The sequence below is a fragment of the Pseudomaricurvus hydrocarbonicus genome (assembly GCF_011602365.1).
GTDB lineage: Bacteria > Pseudomonadota > Gammaproteobacteria > Pseudomonadales > Cellvibrionaceae > Pseudomaricurvus > Pseudomaricurvus hydrocarbonicus.
In genome coordinates, this window is sequence record NZ_JAAONZ010000004.1 from 371,854 (window position 1) to 394,592 (window position 22,739).

21 protein-coding genes are annotated in these 22,739 nt (G+C 52.8%); 6 read left to right on the plus strand and 15 right to left on the minus strand.

Annotated elements, in window-relative coordinates:
• Positions 1 to 154: 154 nt before the first annotated feature.
• Entirely contained in the window at positions 155 to 937 is a 783-nt protein-coding gene (locus G8770_RS08290) for an IclR family transcriptional regulator (protein ID WP_167184583.1), read from the minus strand.
• 193 nt (positions 938 to 1,130) lie between these two features.
• Here G8770_RS08290 and G8770_RS08295 point away from each other — a divergent pair, with 193 nt between their 5' ends.
• Positions 1,131 to 2,261, plus strand: coding sequence for an efflux RND transporter periplasmic adaptor subunit (locus G8770_RS08295; RefSeq protein WP_167184586.1), 1,131 nt, complete (start codon positions 1,131 to 1,133; stop codon positions 2,259 to 2,261).
• Between the two features lie 12 nt (positions 2,262 to 2,273).
• The gene (locus tag G8770_RS08300; protein WP_167184589.1) at positions 2,274 to 5,423 is read left to right on the plus strand and encodes an efflux RND transporter permease subunit; all 3,150 of its coding nucleotides are present in this window, start codon (positions 2,274 to 2,276) and stop codon (positions 5,421 to 5,423) included.
• Positions 5,424 to 5,568: 145 nt separating this feature from the next.
• Here G8770_RS08300 and arfB read toward each other — a convergent pair whose 3' ends face one another.
• Positions 5,569 to 5,979 carry an alternative ribosome rescue aminoacyl-tRNA hydrolase ArfB gene (gene arfB / locus G8770_RS08305; protein ID WP_167184592.1) on the minus strand — a complete coding sequence of 137 codons (411 nt, stop codon included), beginning with the start codon at positions 5,977 to 5,979 and terminating at the stop codon, positions 5,569 to 5,571.
• 144 nt (positions 5,980 to 6,123) lie between these two features.
• Between arfB and cmoA the strand changes: the two genes are divergently transcribed.
• Both cmoA and cmoB read left to right on the plus strand, forming a co-directional pair.
• Positions 6,124 to 6,882, plus strand: coding sequence for a carboxy-S-adenosyl-L-methionine synthase CmoA (gene cmoA / locus G8770_RS08310; protein WP_167184594.1), 759 nt, complete (start codon positions 6,124 to 6,126; stop codon positions 6,880 to 6,882).
• A 33-nt stretch (positions 6,883 to 6,915) separates the two neighbouring features.
• Entirely contained in the window at positions 6,916 to 7,902 is a 987-nt protein-coding gene (gene cmoB, locus G8770_RS08315; RefSeq protein WP_208022122.1) for a tRNA 5-methoxyuridine(34)/uridine 5-oxyacetic acid(34) synthase CmoB, read from the plus strand.
• 160 nt (positions 7,903 to 8,062) lie between these two features.
• Here cmoB and fldB read toward each other — a convergent pair whose 3' ends face one another.
• The gene (fldB, locus tag G8770_RS08320) at positions 8,063 to 8,605 is read right to left on the minus strand and encodes a flavodoxin FldB (RefSeq protein WP_167184597.1); all 543 of its coding nucleotides are present in this window, start codon (positions 8,603 to 8,605) and stop codon (positions 8,063 to 8,065) included.
• Positions 8,606 to 9,101: 496 nt separating this feature from the next.
• Here fldB and G8770_RS08325 point away from each other — a divergent pair, with 496 nt between their 5' ends.
• On the plus strand, positions 9,102 to 9,797 hold the full coding sequence (locus G8770_RS08325) for a response regulator transcription factor (RefSeq protein ID WP_167184600.1): 696 nt from the start codon (positions 9,102 to 9,104) through the stop codon (positions 9,795 to 9,797).
• Positions 9,798 to 9,927: 130 nt separating this feature from the next.
• Positions 9,928 to 11,325 (plus strand): ATP-binding protein, encoded by a 1,398-nt coding sequence (locus G8770_RS08330; protein WP_167184603.1) that lies wholly within the window; start codon positions 9,928 to 9,930, stop codon positions 11,323 to 11,325.
• A gap of 116 nt (positions 11,326 to 11,441) precedes the next feature.
• Here the strand turns inward: G8770_RS08330 and G8770_RS08335 are convergent, their stop codons facing one another.
• The 12 genes from G8770_RS08335 to G8770_RS08390 form a co-directional block, all read right to left on the minus strand.
• On the minus strand, positions 11,442 to 12,107 hold the full coding sequence (locus G8770_RS08335) for a hypothetical protein (protein ID WP_167184606.1): 666 nt from the start codon (positions 12,105 to 12,107) through the stop codon (positions 11,442 to 11,444).
• Positions 12,108 to 12,176: 69 nt separating this feature from the next.
• Positions 12,177 to 12,554 (minus strand): holo-ACP synthase, encoded by a 378-nt coding sequence (gene acpS / locus G8770_RS08340; protein ID WP_167184609.1) that lies wholly within the window; start codon positions 12,552 to 12,554, stop codon positions 12,177 to 12,179.
• Between the two features lie 11 nt (positions 12,555 to 12,565).
• On the minus strand, positions 12,566 to 13,333 hold the full coding sequence (recO, locus tag G8770_RS08345; RefSeq protein ID WP_167184612.1) for a DNA repair protein RecO: 768 nt from the start codon (positions 13,331 to 13,333) through the stop codon (positions 12,566 to 12,568).
• A gap of 21 nt (positions 13,334 to 13,354) precedes the next feature.
• Entirely contained in the window at positions 13,355 to 14,257 is a 903-nt protein-coding gene (gene era, locus G8770_RS08350; protein ID WP_167184615.1) for a GTPase Era, read from the minus strand.
• Positions 14,254 to 14,940, minus strand: a complete 687-nt coding sequence (gene rnc / locus G8770_RS08355) for a ribonuclease III (RefSeq protein WP_167184617.1) — start codon at positions 14,938 to 14,940, stop codon at positions 14,254 to 14,256. Before rnc ends, era begins: the two co-directional genes overlap by 4 nt.
• Positions 14,941 to 14,948: 8 nt before the next feature.
• Positions 14,949 to 15,356, minus strand: a complete 408-nt coding sequence (locus G8770_RS08360; RefSeq protein WP_167184620.1) for a DUF4845 domain-containing protein — start codon at positions 15,354 to 15,356, stop codon at positions 14,949 to 14,951.
• A gap of 36 nt (positions 15,357 to 15,392) precedes the next feature.
• On the minus strand, positions 15,393 to 16,238 hold the full coding sequence (gene lepB, locus G8770_RS08365) for a signal peptidase I (protein WP_167184623.1): 846 nt from the start codon (positions 16,236 to 16,238) through the stop codon (positions 15,393 to 15,395).
• A gap of 23 nt (positions 16,239 to 16,261) precedes the next feature.
• A complete protein-coding gene (gene lepA / locus G8770_RS08370; protein WP_167184626.1) occupies positions 16,262 to 18,061 on the minus strand; it encodes a translation elongation factor 4 in 1,800 nt (599 codons plus the stop codon).
• A 167-nt stretch (positions 18,062 to 18,228) separates the two neighbouring features.
• Positions 18,229 to 19,620, minus strand: coding sequence for a DegQ family serine endoprotease (locus G8770_RS08375; RefSeq protein ID WP_167184629.1), 1,392 nt, complete (start codon positions 19,618 to 19,620; stop codon positions 18,229 to 18,231).
• A 147-nt stretch (positions 19,621 to 19,767) separates the two neighbouring features.
• A complete protein-coding gene (locus tag G8770_RS08380) occupies positions 19,768 to 20,229 on the minus strand; it encodes a SoxR reducing system RseC family protein (protein WP_167184631.1) in 462 nt (153 codons plus the stop codon).
• A gap of 109 nt (positions 20,230 to 20,338) precedes the next feature.
• Positions 20,339 to 21,316, minus strand: coding sequence for a MucB/RseB C-terminal domain-containing protein (locus G8770_RS08385; protein WP_167184634.1), 978 nt, complete (start codon positions 21,314 to 21,316; stop codon positions 20,339 to 20,341).
• 391 nt (positions 21,317 to 21,707) lie between these two features.
• Positions 21,708 to 22,379: a sigma-E factor negative regulatory protein gene (locus G8770_RS08390; protein ID WP_167184637.1), complete on the minus strand. Its 672-nt coding sequence runs from the start codon at positions 22,377 to 22,379 to the stop codon at positions 21,708 to 21,710.
• Between the last annotated feature and the right edge of the window lie 360 nt (positions 22,380 to 22,739).

Below are 22,739 nucleotides of genomic sequence, written 5' to 3' on the forward strand. Positions count from 1 at the left end.
CAAGCTGAAACCGCTATCGACGTCCAGCACAAGCCGACAATGATTTACCGCACCCGATAAAAGCACCTGATTTTCCGAAAATGGCAGCAGCCCCCTGCTCACCACCGCCCTTTACGGTCACTGATTTGTTTCTGCCCAAACTCAACCACGGGCACTACCCTACAGAGAGTGAGCTCAAACCAATTCGCGCCTCAATTTCGCGCTTAAACCTCAGCAATGCACTCTCCATCTCGTCAAGCGCGCCCGGCAAGCGCGCCGTGGGCATGGCAATACCCGCAGAGAAAACCCCCAAATAGGTTTTCAAACTGACCCCCAGCGCACTGACCCCCAACTCATACTCATCAATGTCCCTCGCGATTCCGGTCCGATACACCTCTTCCAACTGCGCCAATAGCTCACCTTTATTGGGACTTCTCTCTGTGTAAACAGGTATACCCCCACTCAACAATGCCTCACGCTCCTCTATCGGCATCTCTGCCAACAAAGACTTTCCGGCTGCCGTGTTATAGACCGGCGCCCCATCCCCCACCGGAAACACAACACGTAAAGGCCGCTCCGCAATGACCCGATCAATAACACAGGTTTGCTTGTCAACCCGGGTAGCCAAATACACGGTCTCCGAAAACTCCTCAGACAAAGACTCCAGATAGGGCCTGGCAATGTGAATAATGTCCATGTGGGTTTGATGGAACAGCTTGCCAATAGCCGACCCCAGTCGAACCCCGCCACCGCTGCCCAGTGGTTCGACTATATATTCCGCCTGAAGCGCACAAACAATGCGCTGCACTGTAGAGCGAGGCAGGCCAACACCTTTGGCAATCTCCGCCAGACTCAAGCCCTGGGGGTTTTCCCCCAGCATCCTGAGAATATCCGCAGAGCGAGCAATCACCTGAATGCCCTGCTTGCTATCCTCCGACCCCTTCTTTTCCTGCTGCATGACCAACCATCTCTCCAAGCGAGGCTCAACACCCCTGTTATCTATTTGACACCTAAAAGTGTTACCGATAGTTAAGCTCAAACGTAAAGTGTGTTGATACGTATCAACAAAGTTTCATATATGTACTGCATTGTAGTACACTGTACCACGATATGAACACCACCCTAACACCTTTAACCTTAGGAGGCTTCAAGTGAGAAGCATTACATTCAACCCCACCTATTTACTCATAGGGTTAGGGCTTCTCTTATCAGCCTGCGGCGAAGAACCCAGTCGTGCGAGCTATAACCGTACGGTAAGCGTCGGCGTTTTTACCATAACACCACAACCTCTTGAGATTACCACTGACTTGCCTGGCCGGACGGTTGCGTATCGCCTGGCCGAGGTTCGCCCCCAGGTTAACGGCATCGTAAAAGAGCGACTGCTGACAGAGGGCGCCAATGTCAAAATCGGTCAGCAGCTCTATCAGATTGATGACCAAAAGTACCGGGCAACCTTTGAAAGAGCTCAGGCTAACCTCCACAATGCCGAACTGCTGCGCAAGCGCTACAAGGAGCTGCTGCAAAGCAATTCCGTCAGTAAGCAACAGTTCGATGACGCGGATGCGGCCTGGCAACTGGCCAAAGCTGAGGCTGAAATTGCCAAGATCGATTTGGCTTACACCAAGGTGGTAGCCCCGGTGACCGGCCGCATTGGCCGCTCATCCGTCAGTGAAGGCGCACTGGTCACCAGTGGTCAAGCTCAAGCCCTGGCAACCATTCAGCAAATCGATCCGATTTACGTCGATATCCGTCAACCGGTCAGTGAATTGCTGCGCCTGCAAAAAGCCCTGCAAGACGGACGCATTAAACGCAGCGCTGATGGTGAAGCAAAGATTGTCCTGTTGCTGGAAGACGGCACCTCTTACGAGCATGAAGGTGTGTTGCGGTTCTCGGAGGTCGGCGTTGATCAAGAGACCGGCTCTGTCACATTGCGAGCCGTGGTTCCCAACCCCGACTGGCGTTTATTACCCGGCATGTTTGTCCACGGACGCCTGAGCCTGGGTTATAACGACAGCGTCATTCTTGTCCCTCAACAGGCCGTGCAGCGTGACGCCACCGGAAAACCCGCCGTGTGGGTCATTAATGAAGAAAATAAAGCCGAGCGGCGCTCGATTAAGACCGGCCGCACCATCGGCAACATGTGGATGGTCAACGCCGGCCTCAAAGCCGGGGACGAGGTCGTGACGGAGGGCTTATTAAACATGCGCCCCGGTGTTGAAGTTTCAGCCTCACCAGCCTCGAATGTACACCCTATCCTCGATTTTACCGCCGCCAACCCGTAAGGAGATCAACACGTGTCGAGCTTTTTTATTGACCGCCCGATCTTTGCGTGGGTGCTGGCCATTGTCACCATGCTGGCGGGTGCGCTGGCTCTGAAAAACCTGCCCGTAAGTCACTACCCCAACATTGCTCCACCGGCAATTTCAATCAGCGTCACCTACCCCGGTGCGTCTGCAGAAACCGTCCAGGACACGGTTGTGCAGGTTATTGAGCAGCAACTGAATGGTCTTGATGGTCTGCGCTTTATGTCGTCCACCAGTCAGGCGGATGGCAGCATGCAAATTCTGGTGACCTTCGAACAGGGAACCGACCCGGATATCGCGCAGGTACACATCCAGAACAAGTTGCAACTCGCCAACCCGCTACTGCCTGAAGAGGTACAAAGACAAGGCATCCGGGTCGCGAAATATCAGCGTAATTTCATGATGGTGATTGCTCTGATTGACGAGAGTGGCAAGCTCACCAATTTTGACTTGGGCAACTATATTGCCTCGAACCTCAAAGACCCTATCTCCCGGGTAACCGGGGTGGGTGATTTCACGCTGTTTGGCTCCCAATACGCGATGCGCATCTGGCTGGATCCGGGAAAACTGCTCAGCTATCAGCTTACACCCAGTGATGTCGCCGCCGCCATTCGTGCGCAAAACGTGCAAATATCGGTGGGTCAAATTGGCGGCTTACCGGCTCGCAAAGGCGTCCAGCTGAACGCCACGGTGATTGGCAAAACCCGCTTTGAGACACCCGAGCAATTTCGCAACATCCTGCTAAAGGCCAATGCCGACGGTTCTCAAGTCAAACTGGAAGATGTCGCCAACGTTGAACTGGGCAGTGAAAACTTCTCTATCACGTCAAAATACAATGGCAAACCCGCCGCCGCACTGGCACTGCGCCTGGCCACCGGAGGCAATGTTCTGGAGACCGTCGATCGGGTCAAAAGCATGGTGGATGAACTTTCCCCGTTCTTTCCCGAAGGCGTCAGGGCGGTTTATCCCTATGAAACGGCACCGGTAGTCGCAGCTTCGATTGAGTCGGTCATCCACACGCTGATTGAAGCCTTTATCCTTGTGTTTCTGGTAATGTACCTGTTTCTGCAAAACTTTCGGGCAACACTGATTCCCACCCTGGCGGTCCCCGTTGTTTTGCTGGGGACACTGGGCATCCTCTACGCTCTGGGTTTTAACATTAACGTGTTGACCATGTACGCCATGGTTCTGGCCATCGGCCTACTGGTGGATGATGCCATCGTCGTCGTTGAAAACGTCGAGCGAGTGATGGAGGAAGAAGGCTTGTCGGCCATAGAGGCCACCCGTAAATCCATGGGACAAATACAAGGCGCCCTGATTGGCATTGGCCTTGTGCTGTCCGCCGTGTTTGTGCCTATGGCCTTCTTTGGCGGCTCGGCCGGAGTGGTGTACCGCCAGTTCTCAGTGACCATCGTTGCCGCAATGGCGCTGTCCGTATTAGTGGCTCTGATTTTTACTCCAGCCCTGTGCGCCATGCTGTTAAAGCCCGGCGCCACCAACCACGAACCTAAAGGCGGTTTCTTTGGCTGGTTCAATCGCACCTTTGAACGCAATACCGGTCGTTACGAGCGAGGTGTCGCCGGGATATTAAAACGACCGCGGCGCAACCTGCTTGTCTTTGCCATTTTGGTCGCCGGGCTCGGCTATCTGTTTTCAACGTTACCCAGCGCCTATATTGCCGAAGAAGACCAGGGCATTATGTTTTTGATGGTGCAGATGCCTGCCAACTCTAGCTCTGAAGCCACCGAAGAGGTGCTGACACAAGTCCGCGAGATCATGCTGAAAGAAGAATCCGGGATCGTTAACTCTCTGTTTACAGTCAATGGTTTCAACTTTTTCGGCCGCGGCCAAAGTCAGGGCATGGGATTTGCCCAGCTCAAACCCTGGGAAGAACGTGAGGGTGAACACACCGACATTTTCAGCCTTCAAAAGCGACTGATGGCAGCCTTTAGCGCCATCAAAAGCGCTCAGGTTATTGCCGTCGTCCCACCCGCCATTATGGAAATGGGCAACTCCAGCGGGGTCAATGTTTTTCTGCAAGACAGAGCTGCTCTTGGGCATGATGCGCTAACCGAAAGCAAAAATTTATTCATTAAAACCGTCATGCAGGACCCCCGGGTCAGCTGGGCCTCCCATAAAGGCATGGCGGATTCGCCCCAGTACCAAATCGTGATTGATGATGAAAAAGCCTCGGCCTATCAGGTCAGGTTGGCGGACATCAATGACACCATGTCGGCGGCGTGGGCCTCCCAATACGTTAACGATTTTATTGATCAGGGACGGGTCAAACGCGTATACATTCAGGGCAACGACAACTCCCGACTGGCTCCTGAAGACCTGACAAAATGGTTCGTACGCAACAAAAACGGGGAAATGGTGCCGTTTTCTTCCTTCAGTCACGGTCGCTGGACATATGGGCCCAGTATGCTCGTCAGATACAATGGCGTTCCCGCCCTCGAGCTACAAGGCAACCCCGCACCCGGCTATACCTCCAGCGACGTAATGGCCGCATTTGAAGAGGCTGCCCAGACATTGCCACAAGGCATTGGCATGGAATACACCGGCTTGAGCTACGAAGAGCGCATGACCGGCGATATGACAACCTTGCTTTACGCCCTGTCACTGCTGGTGGTTTTCCTGTGCCTGGCGGCACTTTATGAGAGCTGGTCAATTCCTTTTGCCGTAATGCTGGTGGTTCCACTGGGCGTGTTAGGCGCAGTTGCGGCCACTCTTGCACGGGGCCTGAGCAATGACATTTTCTTCCAGGTGGGGCTGTTAACCACCGTTGGCCTCGCCGCGAAGAACGCGATTCTGATCGTTGAGTTCGCACGTGCGCTTTACGAAGAGCAAGGCAGATCGTTAACAGAAGCCGCCATTGAAGCCGCCCGACTGCGGCTGCGCCCTATCGTCATGACCTCGCTGGCATTCACCTTTGGTGTGCTACCCATGGCCTTGGCTACGGGTGCCGGACAAGGTAGCCAGCACGCCATTGGCACCGGCGTGGTCGGCGGTATGCTCAGCGCGACCTTCCTGGCCATTTTCTTTATTCCGCTCTTCTATGTGGTGGTCGTGGCTCTGTCGGAAAAGATAACCAAACCGCGCGAACTGCCGGAGCCACATACGGAGGGTACGTCCGCTTAACTAAAGAGTACGTCCGCTTAACTAAAAGGGCCCTCTTAAGTCACAGACCCTTTATGAAAAAAGCCGCACTTTCAATCTCTTGTCTGCAAGCGCGGCTTTTTTGGTGAATCACTGCCCCCTTCTAATCACTTCACGGCCTTGCGCCTTACATATCCACTTTTCCCCGCATTTGTTTCACCCGGCCTCGCTGGGTCTTCTTGTCCATGCGTTTCTTTTGCGAGTTCTTCGAGGGCTTGGTGGCTTTGCGGGTTTTCCGCACCACCGTCGCCGCCAGTATCAGGGCTTTCAAACGCTCCAGTGCATCCTGCCGGTTTTTTTCCTGCGTCCGATGCTGCTGAGCCTTAATCACCACCACACCCTCACTGGTAATCCGACCGTCAGACCAGCTTAGCAGGCGCTCCTTGTAAAATTCCGGCAACGATGACGCCTTGATATCAAAGCGCAAATGCACTGCCGAAGACACTTTGTTAACGTTTTGCCCACCTGCTCCCTGAGCGCGGATGGCCGTCCATTCGATTTCATGGTCGAGCAATTCGACATTATTTGATATTTTCATAAAACACGTTCACTAAATTCAGCCCCTGCACAATACTGGCCTACTGTACCTTAATGAGCCTCTGGAAGTCGCGGCTTGTTCACACCCGATGCACGTTATAAAATTGCACAAGTAACGCCCCTTTCACACATTCAGATACCCGCCATGTCAGAGCAAGAACATTCAAAACACGCCTCAGGGGCGTCAGATACCATTTACGCCAACCCCCTGGGGCATGTGGCGGGATTCAGCTTTGACCAAAACGTGGTCAACGTGTTTCCAGACATGATAAAACGCTCTGTCCCGGGCTATACCACCATCATCACCATGATCGGCACCCTGTCAGAGCAATACGCCACCAGCGGCAGTCACTGTTACGACCTGGGCTGTTCATTGGGAGCGGCCAGCCTCGCCATGCGCCACCGTATTCAGGCCGCAAACTGCCGCATTATTGGCGTCGATAACTCTCAGGCGATGATTGATCGCTGTCAGGACGTTTTCGACGCGGATTGTGGCGAAGTACCGGTAGAACTGATTTGTGATGACCTGGAAAACATCGAGATACAGAACGCTTCGGTGGTTGTGCTCAACTTTACTCTGCAATTTATTCCCCCCGAACGTCGGGACGGGATTCTGCAGCGTATATATGACGGCCTAAACCCCGGCGGCGTGCTGATCCTCTCTGAAAAAGTGGTCTTCCAGGATCAACAACACGATCAACTGATGATCGATTTATACCACAATTTCAAGCGGGCCAACGGTTACAGCGATCTTGAAATCGCCCAAAAGCGAACCGCCTTGGAGAACGTATTGATCCCGGAAACCCTCGACAGCCATCGCCAACGGATGAAAAAAGTCGGCTTCCACAGTTGTGACGTCTGGTTTCAGTGTTTTAATTTCGCCTCCATGATCGCCATCAAATAAACTCACGCCCCCTCCCACTGAACCACTGGAATTATGAAAATCCACGACCGCATTGATTACAGCGCGCTGTTGCGCACCATGGAGGGTACCAAGCTGGCCCCCTGGCTAACGCTGCTGCCCGAACAAATTGAAGCCGGGCTTTGCCCGAATCGGTTTGGCGATCTGCCAGATTGGCTGCAAGCCCTGGAGCGCTTACCCGAGGTGGAGACCGATCAGGTCAATCTGAGCACAGCCGTGGAGCTGATGTCCTCATCAGCGCTGCCGGCTGAAACAACCAGGCAAATTCACGACGCCCTGGCGGCACTGATTCCCTGGCGCAAGGGGCCATTTCACATTCACGGTACCGACATTGATACCGAGTGGCGCTCCGACTGGAAATGGGATCGCGTGCTCCCTCATCTGGCGCCCCTGAAAAACCGCACCATTCTGGACGTGGGCTGTGGCAACGGCTATCACTGCTGGCGGATGCTGGGTGAAGGTGCCCGTCAAGTGATTGGCATCGACCCCTCGCCAAGGTTTGTGGTCCAGTTTCACATGCTCAAACACTTCATCGGCAATGTCCCCGTCGACTTGCTGCCGGTAGGCATTGAAGCCGTACCCGCCAACCTGCAGGCGTTTGACACCACCTTTTCCATGGGTGTGCTTTACCACCGACGCTCCCCGATGGACCACCTGCGTGAACTGAAAGCTACCCTGCGTCCCGGTGGCCAGCTGGTGCTTGAAACATTAGTGATTGACGGAAAACTGGGTGAGGTGCTGGTACCAGAAGATCGCTACGCCAAAATGAATAATGTCTGGTTCCTGCCCAGTTGCGAGACCCTGATTTCCTGGCTGCGCAAATGTGGCTACAAAAACCCCAGACTGGTCGACCTCAACAAAACGTCTACCGACGAGCAGCGCTCCACCGAATGGATGCAATTTCATTCCCTGCCGGAATTTCTCGATCCTGAAGATTCAAACCTGACCGCCGAAGGCCACCCGGCCCCCCTGCGCGCGGTCATGGTCGCTGAGGCGCCCTGACCGGCAGTCAGTACCCCAACCAGATGCTTAATAAAGCAGCGGCAGCCGCTTCAAGCACAAGGCTGGCACACACCCCTACCCAGAAAAAAGCCGCCCGAGATTACCTCCGGCGGCTTGTATAAGGACATTCCTGGTATAAGAATTTTCCAGACTGTGTCTGCTAGTCTTCCAGCGCGTCGACGGAAAGATCCAATCCCATTTCACGCACCACCTGCTCGCACCAGACATTCAGGCGCTGGGCGGTCAATTCCTCCTGCTGATCTTCGTCGATGGCCAGCCCGACAAAGGACTTGCCATCGGGGGTCAACGCTTTCGAGGCATCAAATTCATACCCTTCGACAGACCAGTGACCCACGATTTTTGCGCCATTTTCAAGGATCACATCGTGCAGCATGCCCATGGCGTCTAAAAAATAATCACCGTAACCAAACTGATCCCCCAAGCCAAACAGCGCTACGCTTTTACCGGTAAAGTCCACTGCACTGATATCGTCCCAGAATTCCTCCCAATCCGACTGAATCTGGCCAAAATCCCAAGTCGGGATCCCCAACAGAATGTTGTCGTAGTCGGCAAACTCCAGCTGAGTCACATCGGCAATATCGTGTATCTCCACGACTCCGTCACCCAAACGCTGTTGAATACGCTGGGCCACATTTTCCGTATTCCCTTCATCACTACCGAAAAACAGACCAATCACTGACACAGAACTGCCTCTAATTAAGATTACCAATGGGGGCTGAGATTTTCCCAGTTATACCTCGTTGGCGCAACCGGGCAAGTTGAGTGGCCACAGAATTGAAGCGGCTTGGGGAAAAAAACCGGCCTTGCGGCTTGGGGAACCGCTGAGCTCAGGCCATATTAGGAGCTGGCTGCTGGCCGGTAAGAGGGTCACTAATGTGAGACGACACCAATGACGAGGATTTCACCATGAAAAAGGAAGCACATGCTAAGGCCTTAAGCGGTGAACCCAGTGAAGACCCCGACCTCATCACGCTTGAGAACTTAACATGCCATCCGTTGTGTAAGAGTCTCGATGATGACTAAAGTTCCCTCCCCCTCCCCACGGAAGCCAGCAAAAAGGTTAAGAAGGGTTAGAGCCATGAGGAAAAGATGACAGTCTCCCGGCAGTCATGCACACTTCAGGTTATAGCGTTGTGTGAACGCCCAAAGACACCACATCAGAACAAAGAAAGAAGACTATGAGTAATTTACTGCTTGTTGATGATGATCAGGAACTTTGCCTGCTGCTGAAAGAGTACCTGCAAACCGAAGGATTTAACGTCACGTTGGCTCATAATGGAGACGAAGGTGCCAACCTGGCTTTGAACAACGATTTTGATGTCATTATTTTGGACGTCATGATGCCCGTGATGAATGGACTTGATGCCCTGCGAAAAATACGGGACACCAAGCGCACCCCCGTGCTGATGCTGACCGCCAAAGGGGAAACGGTAGACCGTATTGTTGGCCTGGAAATGGGCGCGGATGACTACCTGCCGAAGCCCTGTAACCCGCGGGAATTGATTGCTCGGGTCCGGGCCATTTTGCGCAGAACCACCGAAACCACCACCACCCACTCTCCGATGGCGGACGAGATTCGCGTCGACGACCTGTTCATTCAGGTCAAAAGTCATGCCGCGTTCTACCAGGAAACCCCGGTGACGCTGACCGGAGCCGAATTCACCGTATTGGAATTACTGATGCGATCAGCCGGAGAAGTCATCAGTAAAGAGGTGCTGACTGAAAAAGCCCTCAACCGTAAACTCACGCCCTATGATCGCAGTATTGACGTACATGTCAGCAACATTCGTAAAAAACTGTCCGCCTTAGGTGCCAATAAAGAGCTGATCATCAACATCCGCGGCGCAGGCTATATGCTGACACGTCAGCAATAGTGATCAATGAACCCGCTTACACCACTCCAGTTGCCTTAAGCGGTCTTCTGACCCTCAAGGCACGTGTCTTTACAAAACCCGTAGATCACCCAAAAACCAGACCATTAACCTGAGAGCCCTACTGAATCCGATGAAGTTTCCTCGCCTTAGCCATGTCTATGTCAAAGTCTTCCTGGGATTTTGGCTGGTAATGATCACCATGCTACTGGGTTCCAGTATGGTGATGCACTTTTTTGACCTTGGTCCGGACAAGCATCTCAGCAGCCAGGAAGAGGCATCGTTCCACGATCCCGGTGGACGACTGCTTCGAGAAGTGGTCAGCGACGCAATCAATCACAACTACGCTCAAGTCAAAATGGGCATCAGCAGTATGCCAGACTGGGCCATCAAACATGTCTACATGATTGATGACCAGAAAGAAGAGATTCTGCACCGGGAGATCCCGCCGGTGATTGTGGATTTCCTCCGCAACATTAACGATGATGTGCCCTTTTTTCGCAAGAAGATTGGCCAGGACGTTTTTTACGGCCGACTGTTCAGCCTCAACGATGGCACTCAACTGCGACTGATTGTAACGTCGCCCAATAACAACTCTCTGGGCTGGCGATTGTTCATACACAACTTCTGGTACATCCTGCTGCTCGACATTTTAATCAGCGGTGCCGCTTGCTATTACCTGGCCCGCTACATTACTCGTGACATTCAAACCCTGAAAAAAGCCACCCAGCAAATTGCCACCGGTGACTGGGATGTTCGCATCGCCGAGGAATTCTGTAACCGCCCCGGTGAACTGGCTGAACTGGGGCGTGCGTTTGACAACATGGCGATCAAACTGCAAAAAAGTATGCTGGAGCAAAAGCGACTGATTAAAGATGTGTCGCACGAATTGCGCTCACCCCTCGCCCGCCTTCAGGTTGCGCTAGCCATTGCACAGCAGCGCGCGAACAGTGAAATCACCGGTGAACTTGATCGTATTAAAGAGGCGGCGGACTACCTAAATGATGTTATTTCCGACATTCTGTCTCTGCCCGTCACCGAGCAAGGGGGCTGGGAATTGGATGATGTTGTGGAACTGAGCAGCCTGGTCACCACCATTGTAGAAGAGTGTCGCGATGAAGCGGCGCAGAAGTCTGTGACGCTCTCTCTGAGCAATAATCTACCCGAGGTATTGATTCAAACACGTGGCAACACCTTGGCCGGAGTGTTTGACAACATCATACGCAATGCCATTCGCTACACGGACGATCATTCACCGGTCAGCATTCGTATCGATCGGCCGGAAACCGGTCAAGCGCGTATCAGTGTCAGTGATTGTGGTCCAGGGGTGTCGCCCGACCACCTCGATGATATTTTCGAACCCTTCTTTCGAACCGACGAAGCTCGGGACCGCAAAAGCGGTGGCTACGGTCTGGGCCTGGCGATCGCAAAGCGTACGGTACTCCACCATGGCGGGACGATTAATGCACGCAACAATCCCGTTCGCGGGCTTTCCATCGTTGTGACGCTGCCTGAAATTGAAGAGATATAAGGATCAGCGGCTGGGCGGCTTAGGTGCATAAGGGGCCAGGGGCTTAGGGGACTCAAAAATCAACCAGCATAAGCCAGGAGCAGAGGCACACCTGACTTCCCCCCCCTCCTTGATCGTCAATCGTCATCCAAATAGCGATGATCATCGTAGGTCTTGACCAGATGCGGCGCCAACACCGTTAAAGTACTGATCATCGCGCCATTGATGAAACCCTCCGGAAACATCATCAGCAGTGTCAGGTAGTAGTAATCAGAAATGATGACCAGCAGAGGTTCCGGCCCAAACAGCCACACATAGAGCCAGCTGGAAGCCGCCATGGCCTGTACGGTAACCATGGCTCCGATAAACCCACCCCCCAGCATATAGACGAATAAGTTTCTGAAGGGTAAGCGTTCGATCAACATCAACACCGCGGCTGCAACCAGGGCCGGGATGAGTACGTTCAAACAAAACTGCACGGCCAGATCGGTCCAGGGCTGAACATGAAACAGCGACCCCAACATCAACGCCAGAGCACCAACCCACAAGCCCAAAGCACACCCAAACACCATCACCACGCTCATCATGATCAGAGGGTGCAGCCCGAACAGCCCCAAAACATCCACATGCATTTGCCAGAACAACCCAAGCCCCACCGCGGCTCCCCAAAATAAATGCTGACGATAACCCTGCCTAAACAGCTGACGCCAGGGAGCCATAACGGCGGAACAGAGCAACGCCAATAACGATGCGATAACGGCTGGCCACCAGAACAGCGGCGATGCAATTGAAGAAAAAATCATGGAGACAAACCATTTTTACCCGCTGAACAACCTGGGTATATTATTTTAATTATTTTCAGCAGTGTCACGTCAGCGTTCTAAGATCACCGTGGCTGTTGCATACAACTGTTCATCGGATACGCTGACATGTATCCGGCTCCCCCCCAAGGCCTCTAACCGGGCTAACGCCCCCTCCGAAAAGCACAATTTGGGTGCCCCATCTTCATTGTGCTCAACCCACATATGCTGCCAGGAAACTCCACGACCAATGCCCGTTCCCAGCGCTTTGGCCGCAGCTTCTTTAATGCAAAAGCGCTTACTCAGAAAAGCCGTTTTACGAGTCGTATCCAAATAGGATTGCCACTCCGGCGCCGCCAAAATCCGGCGGGCAAATGCATCGCCCAGGCGATCCAGAGTGGCGTCAATACGCGACAGTTCAACAATGTCGGTTCCCATTCCAACAATCATTATGTCACCCTCTAGAGTGCTTCCGTATTAAGCGGTAAGGTTTTTTGAAACAGTTTACGGCTTTCCAGTGGTCTGGAGCCCAGCAACGGCTGAAATAAAAGGCGTGACAGCGTCTTGGCGGTACGCAGAGTATCCGGGGTAAAATCCTGCCTCGACAGCGCCAGCAAATGCGCTCCGACAAAAGCGTTTGAGACGGCGCTCGCGGTTGAACGTGCGGGCTCTGAGACGGCCTCCATCGCAGGTCCCTCCGGATGCACCACCAGTGTCCAGCCATGCTCTGGCCGCCACTGATAAAGACCCGCTGCACTCAGCGGGTTACCCATAGCATCATAGGTCAGGTCTACGCTGTAGCCCAAATCTTCCAACAGCCCCAGCTCAAAAGACCGCAACACCGGTTCAAGAGGCTCCTGCCTGGACAACTGCTCCAGAGCCAGCCCATAACGATGATAAACCTCCTGACAGCTGTCCTCTTCGGGGATAACCCTGGTCAGCAGCTCATTCAGGTAGAAACCGCTGAACAAATGATCGCCGCGCAGGTTTAGAGGTAACTGCCGGCTCTCAATGGAGATCATTGTCTTCAAGCTGGATTTGCCTTGCCAGGAAAGTAACAGCGAGCCAAAGGGTTGACACAATTGACGCTGACGCGATTTGGCCGATCGAGCGCCTTTGGCAATCAGCGAAAGGCGCCCAAAATCCCGAGTGAGACAATCTATAATCAGGCTGGTGTCCCGAAATGGGCGGCTGTGAAGAATATAGGCTGGCTGTAATTCGATCCGCATCAGTGAGAGCGCCTGACCGGGCTAGACGTCGTCGTAGCCCAGACTGCGCAGTGCCCTCTCGTCATCAGACCAACCTGACTTCACTTTCACCCAGGTTTTGAGCATCACTTTACAATCGAACAGGGCTTCCATATCCAGGCGAGCCTGCTGCCCAATCTGCTTGATCTTGGCCCCTTTGTCACCAATCAGGATGCGCTTCTGCCCATCCCGCTCCACCAGAATTAAGGCGCCAATATGTATGATATTGCCCGCATGGGAAAACTCTTCAATCTCAACGGCCATCTGATAAGGCAATTCATCACCCAGTTGACGGGTAATTTTTTCACGGATGATTTCTGCGGCCAGGAAGCGAGAGCTGCGGTCGGTAATCTGGTCCTCCGGAAAAAAGTGGACTCCCTCCGGTAGACGTTTTTCCACCTGCTCCTGCAGAGCGTCCAGATTTACCCCTTTTAATGCTGAAATCGGTACGATTTCATCCACCTTAAGCTTTTCTGCCAGGCACTCCAGGTGCGGCAACAATACTGCCTTATCCTCCAGCTGATCCACCTTATTGATGGCCAGGATGATGGGACAATCCAGGTTCTGCAATCGATGCACGACCATATCGTCTTCATCAGTCCAGGCCAGCCGATCCACAATAAAAATCACCACATCCACGTCGCGTAAAGCGGTAGTCGCGGCTTTATTCATATAGCGGTTGATGGCTTTGCCGTGCTGCAAATGCAGACCTGGAGTGTCTACATATATCGCTTGCACCGCACCTTCGGTTTTAATCCCGAGAACGTTGTTGCGGGTGGTCTGCGGCTTGCGCGAGGTAATACTGATTTTTTGTTCAAGGATGTGATTAAGCAGCGTGGATTTGCCCACATTGGGGCGACCGACGATGGCGACGTAACCACAACGACTGACCTCTGGTTGACTCATTCAGTCGCTCCTAACAATTGTTTGAGAGCCGCTTCAGCGGCCATTTTTTCGGCACCGCGACGGCTGCTTGCGGTTGCCACCGTTGGACCTTTTAACAGTTTGGAGTGGCACTCAACGGTAAATTGCTGGGCATGGGCTTCCCCCCCCACATCCACAACCTTGTATTCTGGCAAGGCTACTTTTTTTGACTGCAGATACTCCTGCAGCTCGGTTTTCGGGTCTTTACGATTGGTTTCCAGCTCCAGCGCATCCAGCCGGGCCTGATACCAAATCAACACGCGCTCGCGTGCAGCGGCCATACCACGATCCATGTGTATGGCACCGATAATGGCTTCTACGGCATCAGCCAGGATCGAATCGCGTCGAAAGCCGCCACTTTTCATCTCCCCTTCACCCAGGTTCAGGCAGGGGCCGAGGTCGAATTCACGGGCGATTTCCGCCAGTGTTTCCCCCTTAACCATCTGCGCACGCAAACGGCTCAGCTGGCCCTCTTTGGCTTGAGGGAAGCGCTCGAACAATGACTCTCCGACAACGAAGTTCAAAATCGAATCGCCCAGGAATTCCAGCCGTTCATTATTACGGGCACCGCAGCTGCGGTGAGTCAGGGCCAGGTCAAACAAGGTTTCATCGAGAAACTCATAACCCAACCGGTGCAGCAATCGCTGACGGATAATATTATTCACTTGCAGAGTTACATCTCACTGTCAGGTTTACAACAATCATAAGGTCGCTTGCTGTCCCAGACGTTGTTAAACGTCATTACCACATCGACATTCGCGAAAATCGGCACACGCACTTCGTATTCCATTTTCACCAACGTACGATCCTGTTTGCGCTCAATCTTAATATCTTTCTCGGACTGGCTGCGTACGTTATTCACGACGAAGAAACGGCCAATTTGCTTTCTGATCTGCTCATCGGACATTTCATCAATTTGGTCAACATTTTCGGTCAAGCTCTTGAGCCCTTCCTGGATGAAGCGATCATCCATATACGCCGGCACCATCTTAAATAAACACATGATGGCAAAGCCCGCCGCCAGCAGTGTGATCAGCAATCCCGTTGTCGACAAGCCACTTTGGTATTTTGGCATACGCATATATTCAACCCCCAAGGTTTTATATAACTTTCTACTTTATTGAATACTGCCTACATTACTGAAACTTGGAAGACTGAACAACGAGTCCCAATGCATCCAAACCGCAAACGCCTTGCCGACAATGGCGTCCTCAGAAACCACCCCCCAAACACGACTGTCGGAGCTTTCGTCACGGTTATCACCCATCATGAAATAGTGGCCTGCTGGCACTTCCCACTCGCCTTGACGGCTTAATGGGCTGGGCACCACGTGCTTGCGCATTTCATGCTCAACACCACCTAAATTCTCGGTCATCAGGCGATATTGAGGGTTTCCCGGTGGCAGTGAAGCCACCAGCGATTGCGGCTGTTTCTCGCCATTAATGTAGAGCACATTATTGATATAACGAATCTTGTCACCCGGCATGCCGACTACCCGCTTGATAAAGTAGGTATCCGGTTTGTGTGGAGGGAAAAACACCATCACATCACCGCGTTCGGGTTCGTTGATATCGATGATTTTGGTACGGATTACCGGCAAACGGATACCGTAGGTGAATTTATTCACCAAAATAAAATCACCCACCTTCAGGGTTGGAATCATCGACCCTGAAGGGATTTGAAAAGGTTCAGCCAAAAATGACCGCAACACAAGCACAACAAACAGAACCGGGAAGAACGACTTCGCATATTCAACAATTACCGGTTCTTTCGAGGCAACCGCTTTGGCCTGATCATACACGGCCTGCTCCCGCGCGGAATCCAGCTCTGCTGCCGCAAACTGCTGATCCACCGCCGACACCGCTAATTGACGCTTGCGAGCCCAAAACAGACTATCAATCAACCACACCAAACCGCTGCCGAACACCAGCAGCACCAATATCAAAGGAAAATTAATATCCATATAGTCTGTCTTCTTTATTTCTCTTAGTCGTCAACTTTAAGCACTGCCAGGAAAGCTTCCTGTGGAATTTCCACGCTGCCCACCTGCTTCATGCGCTTTTTACCTTCTTTCTGCTTTTGCAGCAGCTTTTTCTTACGGGAAATATCGCCGCCGTAACACTTAGCCGTTACATTTTTCCGCAGCGCTTTCACGGTAGTCCGCGCAATCACCTGGCCACCAATTGCTGCCTGAATAGCGACATCAAACATTTGACGAGGAATAAGTTCTTTCATCTTATCCGCCAGTGCCCGACCCTTATAGGGCGCATTGTCGCGGTGAACAATCAACGCCAGTGCATCCACTTTCTCACCATTAATCAAGACGTCCAAACGAACCAGTTTGGCTTCTTCAAAGCGGTCAAAGCTGTAATCTAGAGAGGCAAAGCCCCGGCTCACCGACTTCAACCGGTCAAAGAAATCCAGTACCACTTCGTTCATTGGCAGCTCATAAGTCACGGCCACCTGGGATCCCATGTACTGCATGTCCTTTTGAACACCGCGTTTTTCAATACAGAGAGTTATCACAGCCCCCAAATGTTCCTGCGGCACCAGAATATTAGCCTGCACAATGGGCTCACGCATGGACTCAATCATGCCCGGGTCCGGCAGTTTTGAAGGGTTGTCCACATAGATCACTTCGCCACCGGTTTTCACTACTTCGTAAACCACGGTAGGCGCTGTCGTGATCAAATCCAGATTATATTCCCGCTCCAGCCGCTCCTGGATGATTTCCATGTGCAGCATACCGAGGAAGCCACAGCGGAAACCAAATCCCAGTGCGTCCGAACTTTCCGGTTCAAAAAACAAGGAGGCGTCGTTTAGCGTTAACTTGGCAAGCGCCTCACGAAACGCCTCATAATCATCAGAGCTGACCGGGAAAAGACCCGCGTAAACCTGAGGTTTGACTTTCTGGAAGCCGGGAACGGGCTCTACATCAGGCGTTGAAGCATGTGTAATGGTGTCCCCTACGGGGGCACCGTGGATGTCTTTCACGCCGGCCACCACAAAACCCACCTCACCGGCTCGCAAGACCTTGGTCTCTTTGCGCTTAGGGGTAAACACGCCAACGCTGTCAACGATCTGAGCGCGCCCGATGGACTTGGTGATGATTTTATCCTTGACCTTGAGTGTACCCTGACGAACACGAACCAGAGAAACAACGCCCAGGTAATTGTCAAACCAGGAATCGATAATCAGTGCCTGCAAGGGCGCATCGACATCCCCTACCGGTGGTGGCACCAGGCGCACCAGCTCTTCCAGTACATCGTCGACCCCGATACCGGATTTGGCACTGCATTGGACTGCCTCAGTGGCATCAATGCCAATAATCTCTTCAATTTCCTGGGCAACCCGCTCGGGCTCAGCCTGGGGTAAATCGATCTTGTTAAGAACCGGAATCACCTCCAGTCCCTGCTCGATGGCGGTATAACAGTTCGCCACAGATTGGGCTTCAACACCCTGGGCCGCATCCACTACCAGCAATGCACCTTCACAAGCGCTCAGCGAACGGGAGACCTCGTAACTGAAATCTACGTGCCCCGGAGTATCAATGAAGTTGAGTTGGTAGATTTTACCATCGCGGGCCTTGTAATCGAGAGTCACGCTCTGCGCTTTAATCGTGATGCCACGCTCGCGCTCGATATCCATGGAATCGAGCACCTGGGCAGCCATTTCTCGCTCGCTAAGACCACCACATACCTGAATAAAACGATCGGCGATGGTGGATTTACCATGATCAATGTGAGCAATGATGGAAAAGTTTCGTATATGGCTAAGGTCGGTCACAGTATTTACAACTACCCGTCAGTAATAAGTCAAATTTGGCCATTCCATCAATAGAAATGACACAGGTACGAGCGAGCCTCCGGGGCCCGGAAAAAGGTGGGAAGTCTACCGTATTTAGCGTTGAGGCGCTATGACGGCGCCTCAACTGATGCGAGATCCAGAAGGATTTATTCAGCAATAGAAATTGTTCGGAATAAAGCCCGCCCGTGGCGGTAAAAGCGGATGGGTAACAGGTTGTTCGGTGGCAATTGAGCCACAATTTTGGAGAACTCCTGCACAGAGGCGACATCGTTAAAACCCAATTGGACAATGATGTCACCAGGCCTAAGGCCTGCTTTGGCCCCCGGCTCATTGGGCAGCACTTTAGTGACCACCACACCGCCGGCCAGCTGCCACTCTTTCATTGTCTGTTCATCGACGGGCTCGACCACAAGTCCCAGTCGCCCCCCGTCGATAGAATCAACAGGTTTTGAAGCTGCCGCCGCGTCACCGCCCAGAGTGCCCACTGTCACGGGAATATTGGTCTTCTTGCCCTCACGGATCACCGTCACCGGAACCGTCTCGCCCGGAGGCGTGCCCCCCACGGCATGAGGCAAATCACCGGAGGTCGAAATGGTCATGCCATCGAACTTGATAATAACATCCCCCACCTGAATTCCGGATTTCGCGGCTGGACCGCGAGGATCCATTTGAGCCACCAGTGCCCCCATGGGCTTGCTCAAACCAAATGAAGCCGCCAAATCACGATCCACCTCCTGAATCACAACCCCGAGCCAGCCTCGGTCTACCCGTCCTTTCTCTTTAAGCTGGCTGACGACCTCTCGAGCCACACTCACAGGAATCGCAAACGACAGTCCAATGGAGCCGCCCGAGCGGGTATAAATCTGTGAGTTGATGCCGACCACCTCGCCATCGAGGTTAAACAAAGGCCCACCGGAATTGCCCGGGTTAATGGCCACATCGGTCTGAATAAAAGGGACGTAATTTTCGTTTCTTTCACTCGGAATGCTGCGACCAATGGCACTGACAATGCCCGCACTGGCGGAGAAATCGAGACCAAAAGGAGAGCCAATCGCCAACACCCATTGGCCCACCTTCAAATCATCATCTTTGGCGAATTTAAGTGTCGGCAAGCCGGTAGCATCAACCTTGAGGAGCGCCAAATCCGATCGCTCATCGCTACCCACTACCGTGGCACTGTATTCACGGCGGTCACTCAAGCGCACCTGAATCTCATCGGCGCCATCCACCACATGATTGTTGGTCAGGATGTAACCGTCTGCGGAGACAATAAAGCCAGAGCCCATAGACTGAACATTGCGCTCCGGCATGCCTCCAGGCGGTTCGAACAAGTGACGAAATATATCGGGCACGTCCTGGCGCCCCGGGGGCAACTGCATTCGCCCGCGAGCCTTAACGTGCTCGACAGTATTAATCTTGACCACAGCGGGGGACGTTGACTCAATCAAATCCGTAAAGTCAGGCAGGCCACTTCGCGCCTGAGCGCCCAAACTGATCACCAACAAGAAAAATGGCAAGTAAAATTGCTTAAACGTCATGAACAACTTCCTTTCACTGAACAAACCAACTCATACAAACAGCCGCAGAAGCCTAAAATCAACTGCGAACCTATTTCATCGGCCGGTCTCAATACATAACCAGCACACACCAACCCGCGTCATTGCACCGCGTCACTCGCTTATCGTTCATCTCGGGCACCAGCTGACCGGCTCCACGCCATCCATCAAAACAGGCTGCACACGACGATCATCTCGGTGCCGGTAGCTGTGCCAACGCACCCCTCCCCCTCCGACCAATAGCCCGGCCAGGGCAGAAACAATCACCCCGCCTTCCGACAGGTTGAAAGATTCCGCCATAAATACACCCGCCATCAGGGCCATCAGGGGCGTCAGGTAAACCAGCATGGAACCTCTTGCGACCACCTCCTCGGGGATGCCGATCTTGACCGTGTCGTGCAGGTGATACTGGGAGGCATCGCGCCCATCGAGCAGCACGCGAATGAAGCTGGTTTTTCCACCCCACTTCGCCACGAGACTCTGGCCACAACCTTTTTCAGCGGAGCACGATTCGCAGGTAGAGCGCTGTATGGTTTCGACCCACAAACAGCCTTGATCAACCGCAACAACACGACCCACCTCTGTAATCATAAAGCGTCTCTCTTCCTTTTCTTTAGGCAGTAGCCATAAGCATTCAACAAGTCGATCTCAACGAAAACCGGCATGGCCGGCAACCCTACAGCAGCCATCGGATTTGCTATCAGCGAGCCGGGCCACTCTCGGGCACTTTCCCGGCATCAGGAGTCTCACCTGTTAGCGCCGGGCCCCAATGAAGTGAATTGGCAATCCGCTGCGCGGTTCTGGCCGGAATTTCACCCACCACCGTGACAGTATAAGGTGCGCTGTTGAGCATATGCTGCTGCATGTAGGCGACCGTTGCTCCCCGCTGGGCTTTCCCCTGAGCCGCAACCTCTTTAGTCATTGGGCTTAAGAAAACCGAAAATGCGGATAACCCATCGGTAAACAGCTGCACCTCACCAACATCTTGCATCCGATAATTTCCCGCTGAAACGAAGCCGCTAGGGACCCAGGCGACACGCCACTCCATGTCATCCGACTCTCGATCGCAGGCACGCCACACTGAACGGTTGACGTCCGTCGTCGGTCCAACCACATCTACCCAGCTGTCATCTGATATAAGGTCAATATCGGCAAACTGCAACCGCTCGAGAACCTGCCGATTCGCATTAAAGGTCATGGAAGCCAATGGCAGGAAGGTTTCCTTATCTATGGACAAGGTGTAGCCATAGCGGTAGTCGTCACGGGGCACTATTTGCAGAACATTCGCAGCTCGACCAGCAATCCGCTCTTCGTCTCTAATATAAAAGCGGTAATGCTGACCCAAACCGTGATAATCCCCTTCCAGCGCTGGAAACAACCCTCTCATCACCTGGTCAGCCGGCGACAGACACTCCGTACTGCGGCCACTTCGCTCAATCCGACGAGAAGGTCCGTTCAGGTATTCCAGATGCTCATACTCATCCCCATCCATCACTCGGTGCGTCACCCGGAGAGTCTGCAAAGCACCACCGTACTCGTAAGTGAACAACCCTCGATAATCTCTCTCGCGGAGCGATTTGGACATGCTGGACAGGAGGCCAATGGCCTGATCAGGCTTTTCCGCGGCGAATACCACTGGGGAAATGCCGACAAAAGGAAGCACAACAAAGGCAGTCAATAGACCCGCCAGGGGCCTGAAGAGAAAGCGACGAGAGAGCACCCTCAGATTCAATGACATCACAGGACCAGGTTTCTCCATGTAACTAACTTTCTGGCAATAGGAAGTAAGACAATAGGGTAAACAGCGAGACCATGTTTGGTTGGTATCGATGTTGAGTTTAAACATATTTTAGTTAACACAAACTTTAGTGAGAAAGAAAGTGCCGATCCTTTTACCCAGCGGTCAATTAGGCCTCGACTGTGAAGCCTGATCAACGAGTAAGTATTGGCCGGATCGACGCCCCAAAAGCCTTTACTGCAGCCTGCAGGGCGAAGCGCGAAGAAGTACGTGCGGGACGGCCCTGACAAATTCGCCAAGCCATCATCGCTCAGTTGATTTCAGCAATCAATCATTCCGTGTCAGCGGGAACGCGGGCATAAGGCATCATGCCCCGACTGCTGTTTAATGCAGCATGCCCCGCGTGAACCTCCATCACCCGTTGCAAGTACGCCTGAACTTCAGGGGTTGGAGGCTGAGCAGGTAAAGCCGACTGAGCCTTGGTCACTACCGGGTAATATTGAGCTCGGGATTCCTGCACCGGCATACGCTGATGGGAACTTACCGTACGGGCAGTTAATGACGGGGTCTGAAATCCAGCAGGCAGTGTTGCCGCAGGAGTCGGTAATTGAAGCTCTGGGGACCCATTAACATTGCCACCTTTCGCCACTTCTACCGCTGCAGATCCTGTCCCGCCGACGTCCGTCAACTGTGTAGTGAGTACCATAACAGCAGCAACGGAAGCCGCCACCGCCACTTTTCCGAGGTTTTGTACCCAACCTGAACGCTTTGAATCGGCCGCAGGCATTTGATGTACCTCTTCGGCATCAATGGCTTCACGGATGGCGGAAGATAAATCGATCTGCGGTGCCGAGGGGGCGTCATTACGCAGAACAGAACTGATAATCTGGTAACGACTCCAAGTATGGCGAATACTCTCATCCGACTCACTGGCCTTCAAAACCCGATGAAGCTCCAGCTCAGACACTTCCCCATCGACCAGGGCCGATACAGATTCTTTCATGTCTGCCACACGTTGCTTATGTTTCGAATGCTCTGCCATATTAATCTGTTCACTCTTTATCGTGCTATCAAACTGTCGATTTGTAAGTAAGTCTGCATTTATATGTGCTGACTCTTCACGCGTAATGTCTGGACAGCCCAATGGGTTGACTAAAAAACGTTATACACCTGAAACTACGCAACCTCGCGAAACCCTGCTCTTTTGGCCGGACCCAGGTTGTTACACCAGGCCGCGGACTCCGATTTAAGCCACAGAGATCAACTTCACAGAAAAACCCTTTTGGCCTCATGAGATTGTGTTCTCTATGACTGCCCCCGCGAGAGAAAGTTCACACTATATTCGCTTATGGCTGTCTTTTAT

Coding starts and splice junctions, on each gene's coding strand:
- G8770_RS08380 (WP_167184631.1), bottom strand. CDS start 20,229: ATGATTACAGAGGTGGGTCGTGTTGTTGCGGTTGATCAAGGCTGTTTG.
- cmoA (WP_167184594.1), top strand. CDS start 6,124: ATGTCAGAGCAAGAACATTCAAAACACGCCTCAGGGGCGTCAGATACC.
- G8770_RS08360 (WP_167184620.1), bottom strand. CDS start 15,356: ATGCGTATGCCAAAATACCAAAGTGGCTTGTCGACAACGGGATTGCTG.
- recO (WP_167184612.1), bottom strand. CDS start 13,333: ATGCGGATCGAATTACAGCCAGCCTATATTCTTCACAGCCGCCCATTT.
- G8770_RS08335 (WP_167184606.1), bottom strand. CDS start 12,107: ATGATTTTTTCTTCAATTGCATCGCCGCTGTTCTGGTGGCCAGCCGTT.
- G8770_RS08330 (WP_167184603.1), top strand. CDS start 9,928: ATGAAGTTTCCTCGCCTTAGCCATGTCTATGTCAAAGTCTTCCTGGGA.
- lepB (WP_167184623.1), bottom strand. CDS start 16,238: ATGGATATTAATTTTCCTTTGATATTGGTGCTGCTGGTGTTCGGCAGC.
- acpS (WP_167184609.1), bottom strand. CDS start 12,554: ATGATTGTTGGAATGGGAACCGACATTGTTGAACTGTCGCGTATTGAC.
- arfB (WP_167184592.1), bottom strand. CDS start 5,979: ATGAAAATATCAAATAATGTCGAATTGCTCGACCATGAAATCGAATGG.
- cmoB (WP_208022122.1), top strand. CDS start 6,916: ATGAAAATCCACGACCGCATTGATTACAGCGCGCTGTTGCGCACCATG.
- G8770_RS08290 (WP_167184583.1), bottom strand. CDS start 937: ATGCAGCAGGAAAAGAAGGGGTCGGAGGATAGCAAGCAGGGCATTCAG.
- era (WP_167184615.1), bottom strand. CDS start 14,257: ATGAGTCAACCAGAGGTCAGTCGTTGTGGTTACGTCGCCATCGTCGGT.
- G8770_RS08325 (WP_167184600.1), top strand. CDS start 9,102: ATGAGTAATTTACTGCTTGTTGATGATGATCAGGAACTTTGCCTGCTG.
- G8770_RS08390 (WP_167184637.1), bottom strand. CDS start 22,379: ATGAAAGAATCTGTATCGGCCCTGGTCGATGGGGAAGTGTCTGAGCTG.
- G8770_RS08375 (WP_167184629.1), bottom strand. CDS start 19,620: ATGACGTTTAAGCAATTTTACTTGCCATTTTTCTTGTTGGTGATCAGT.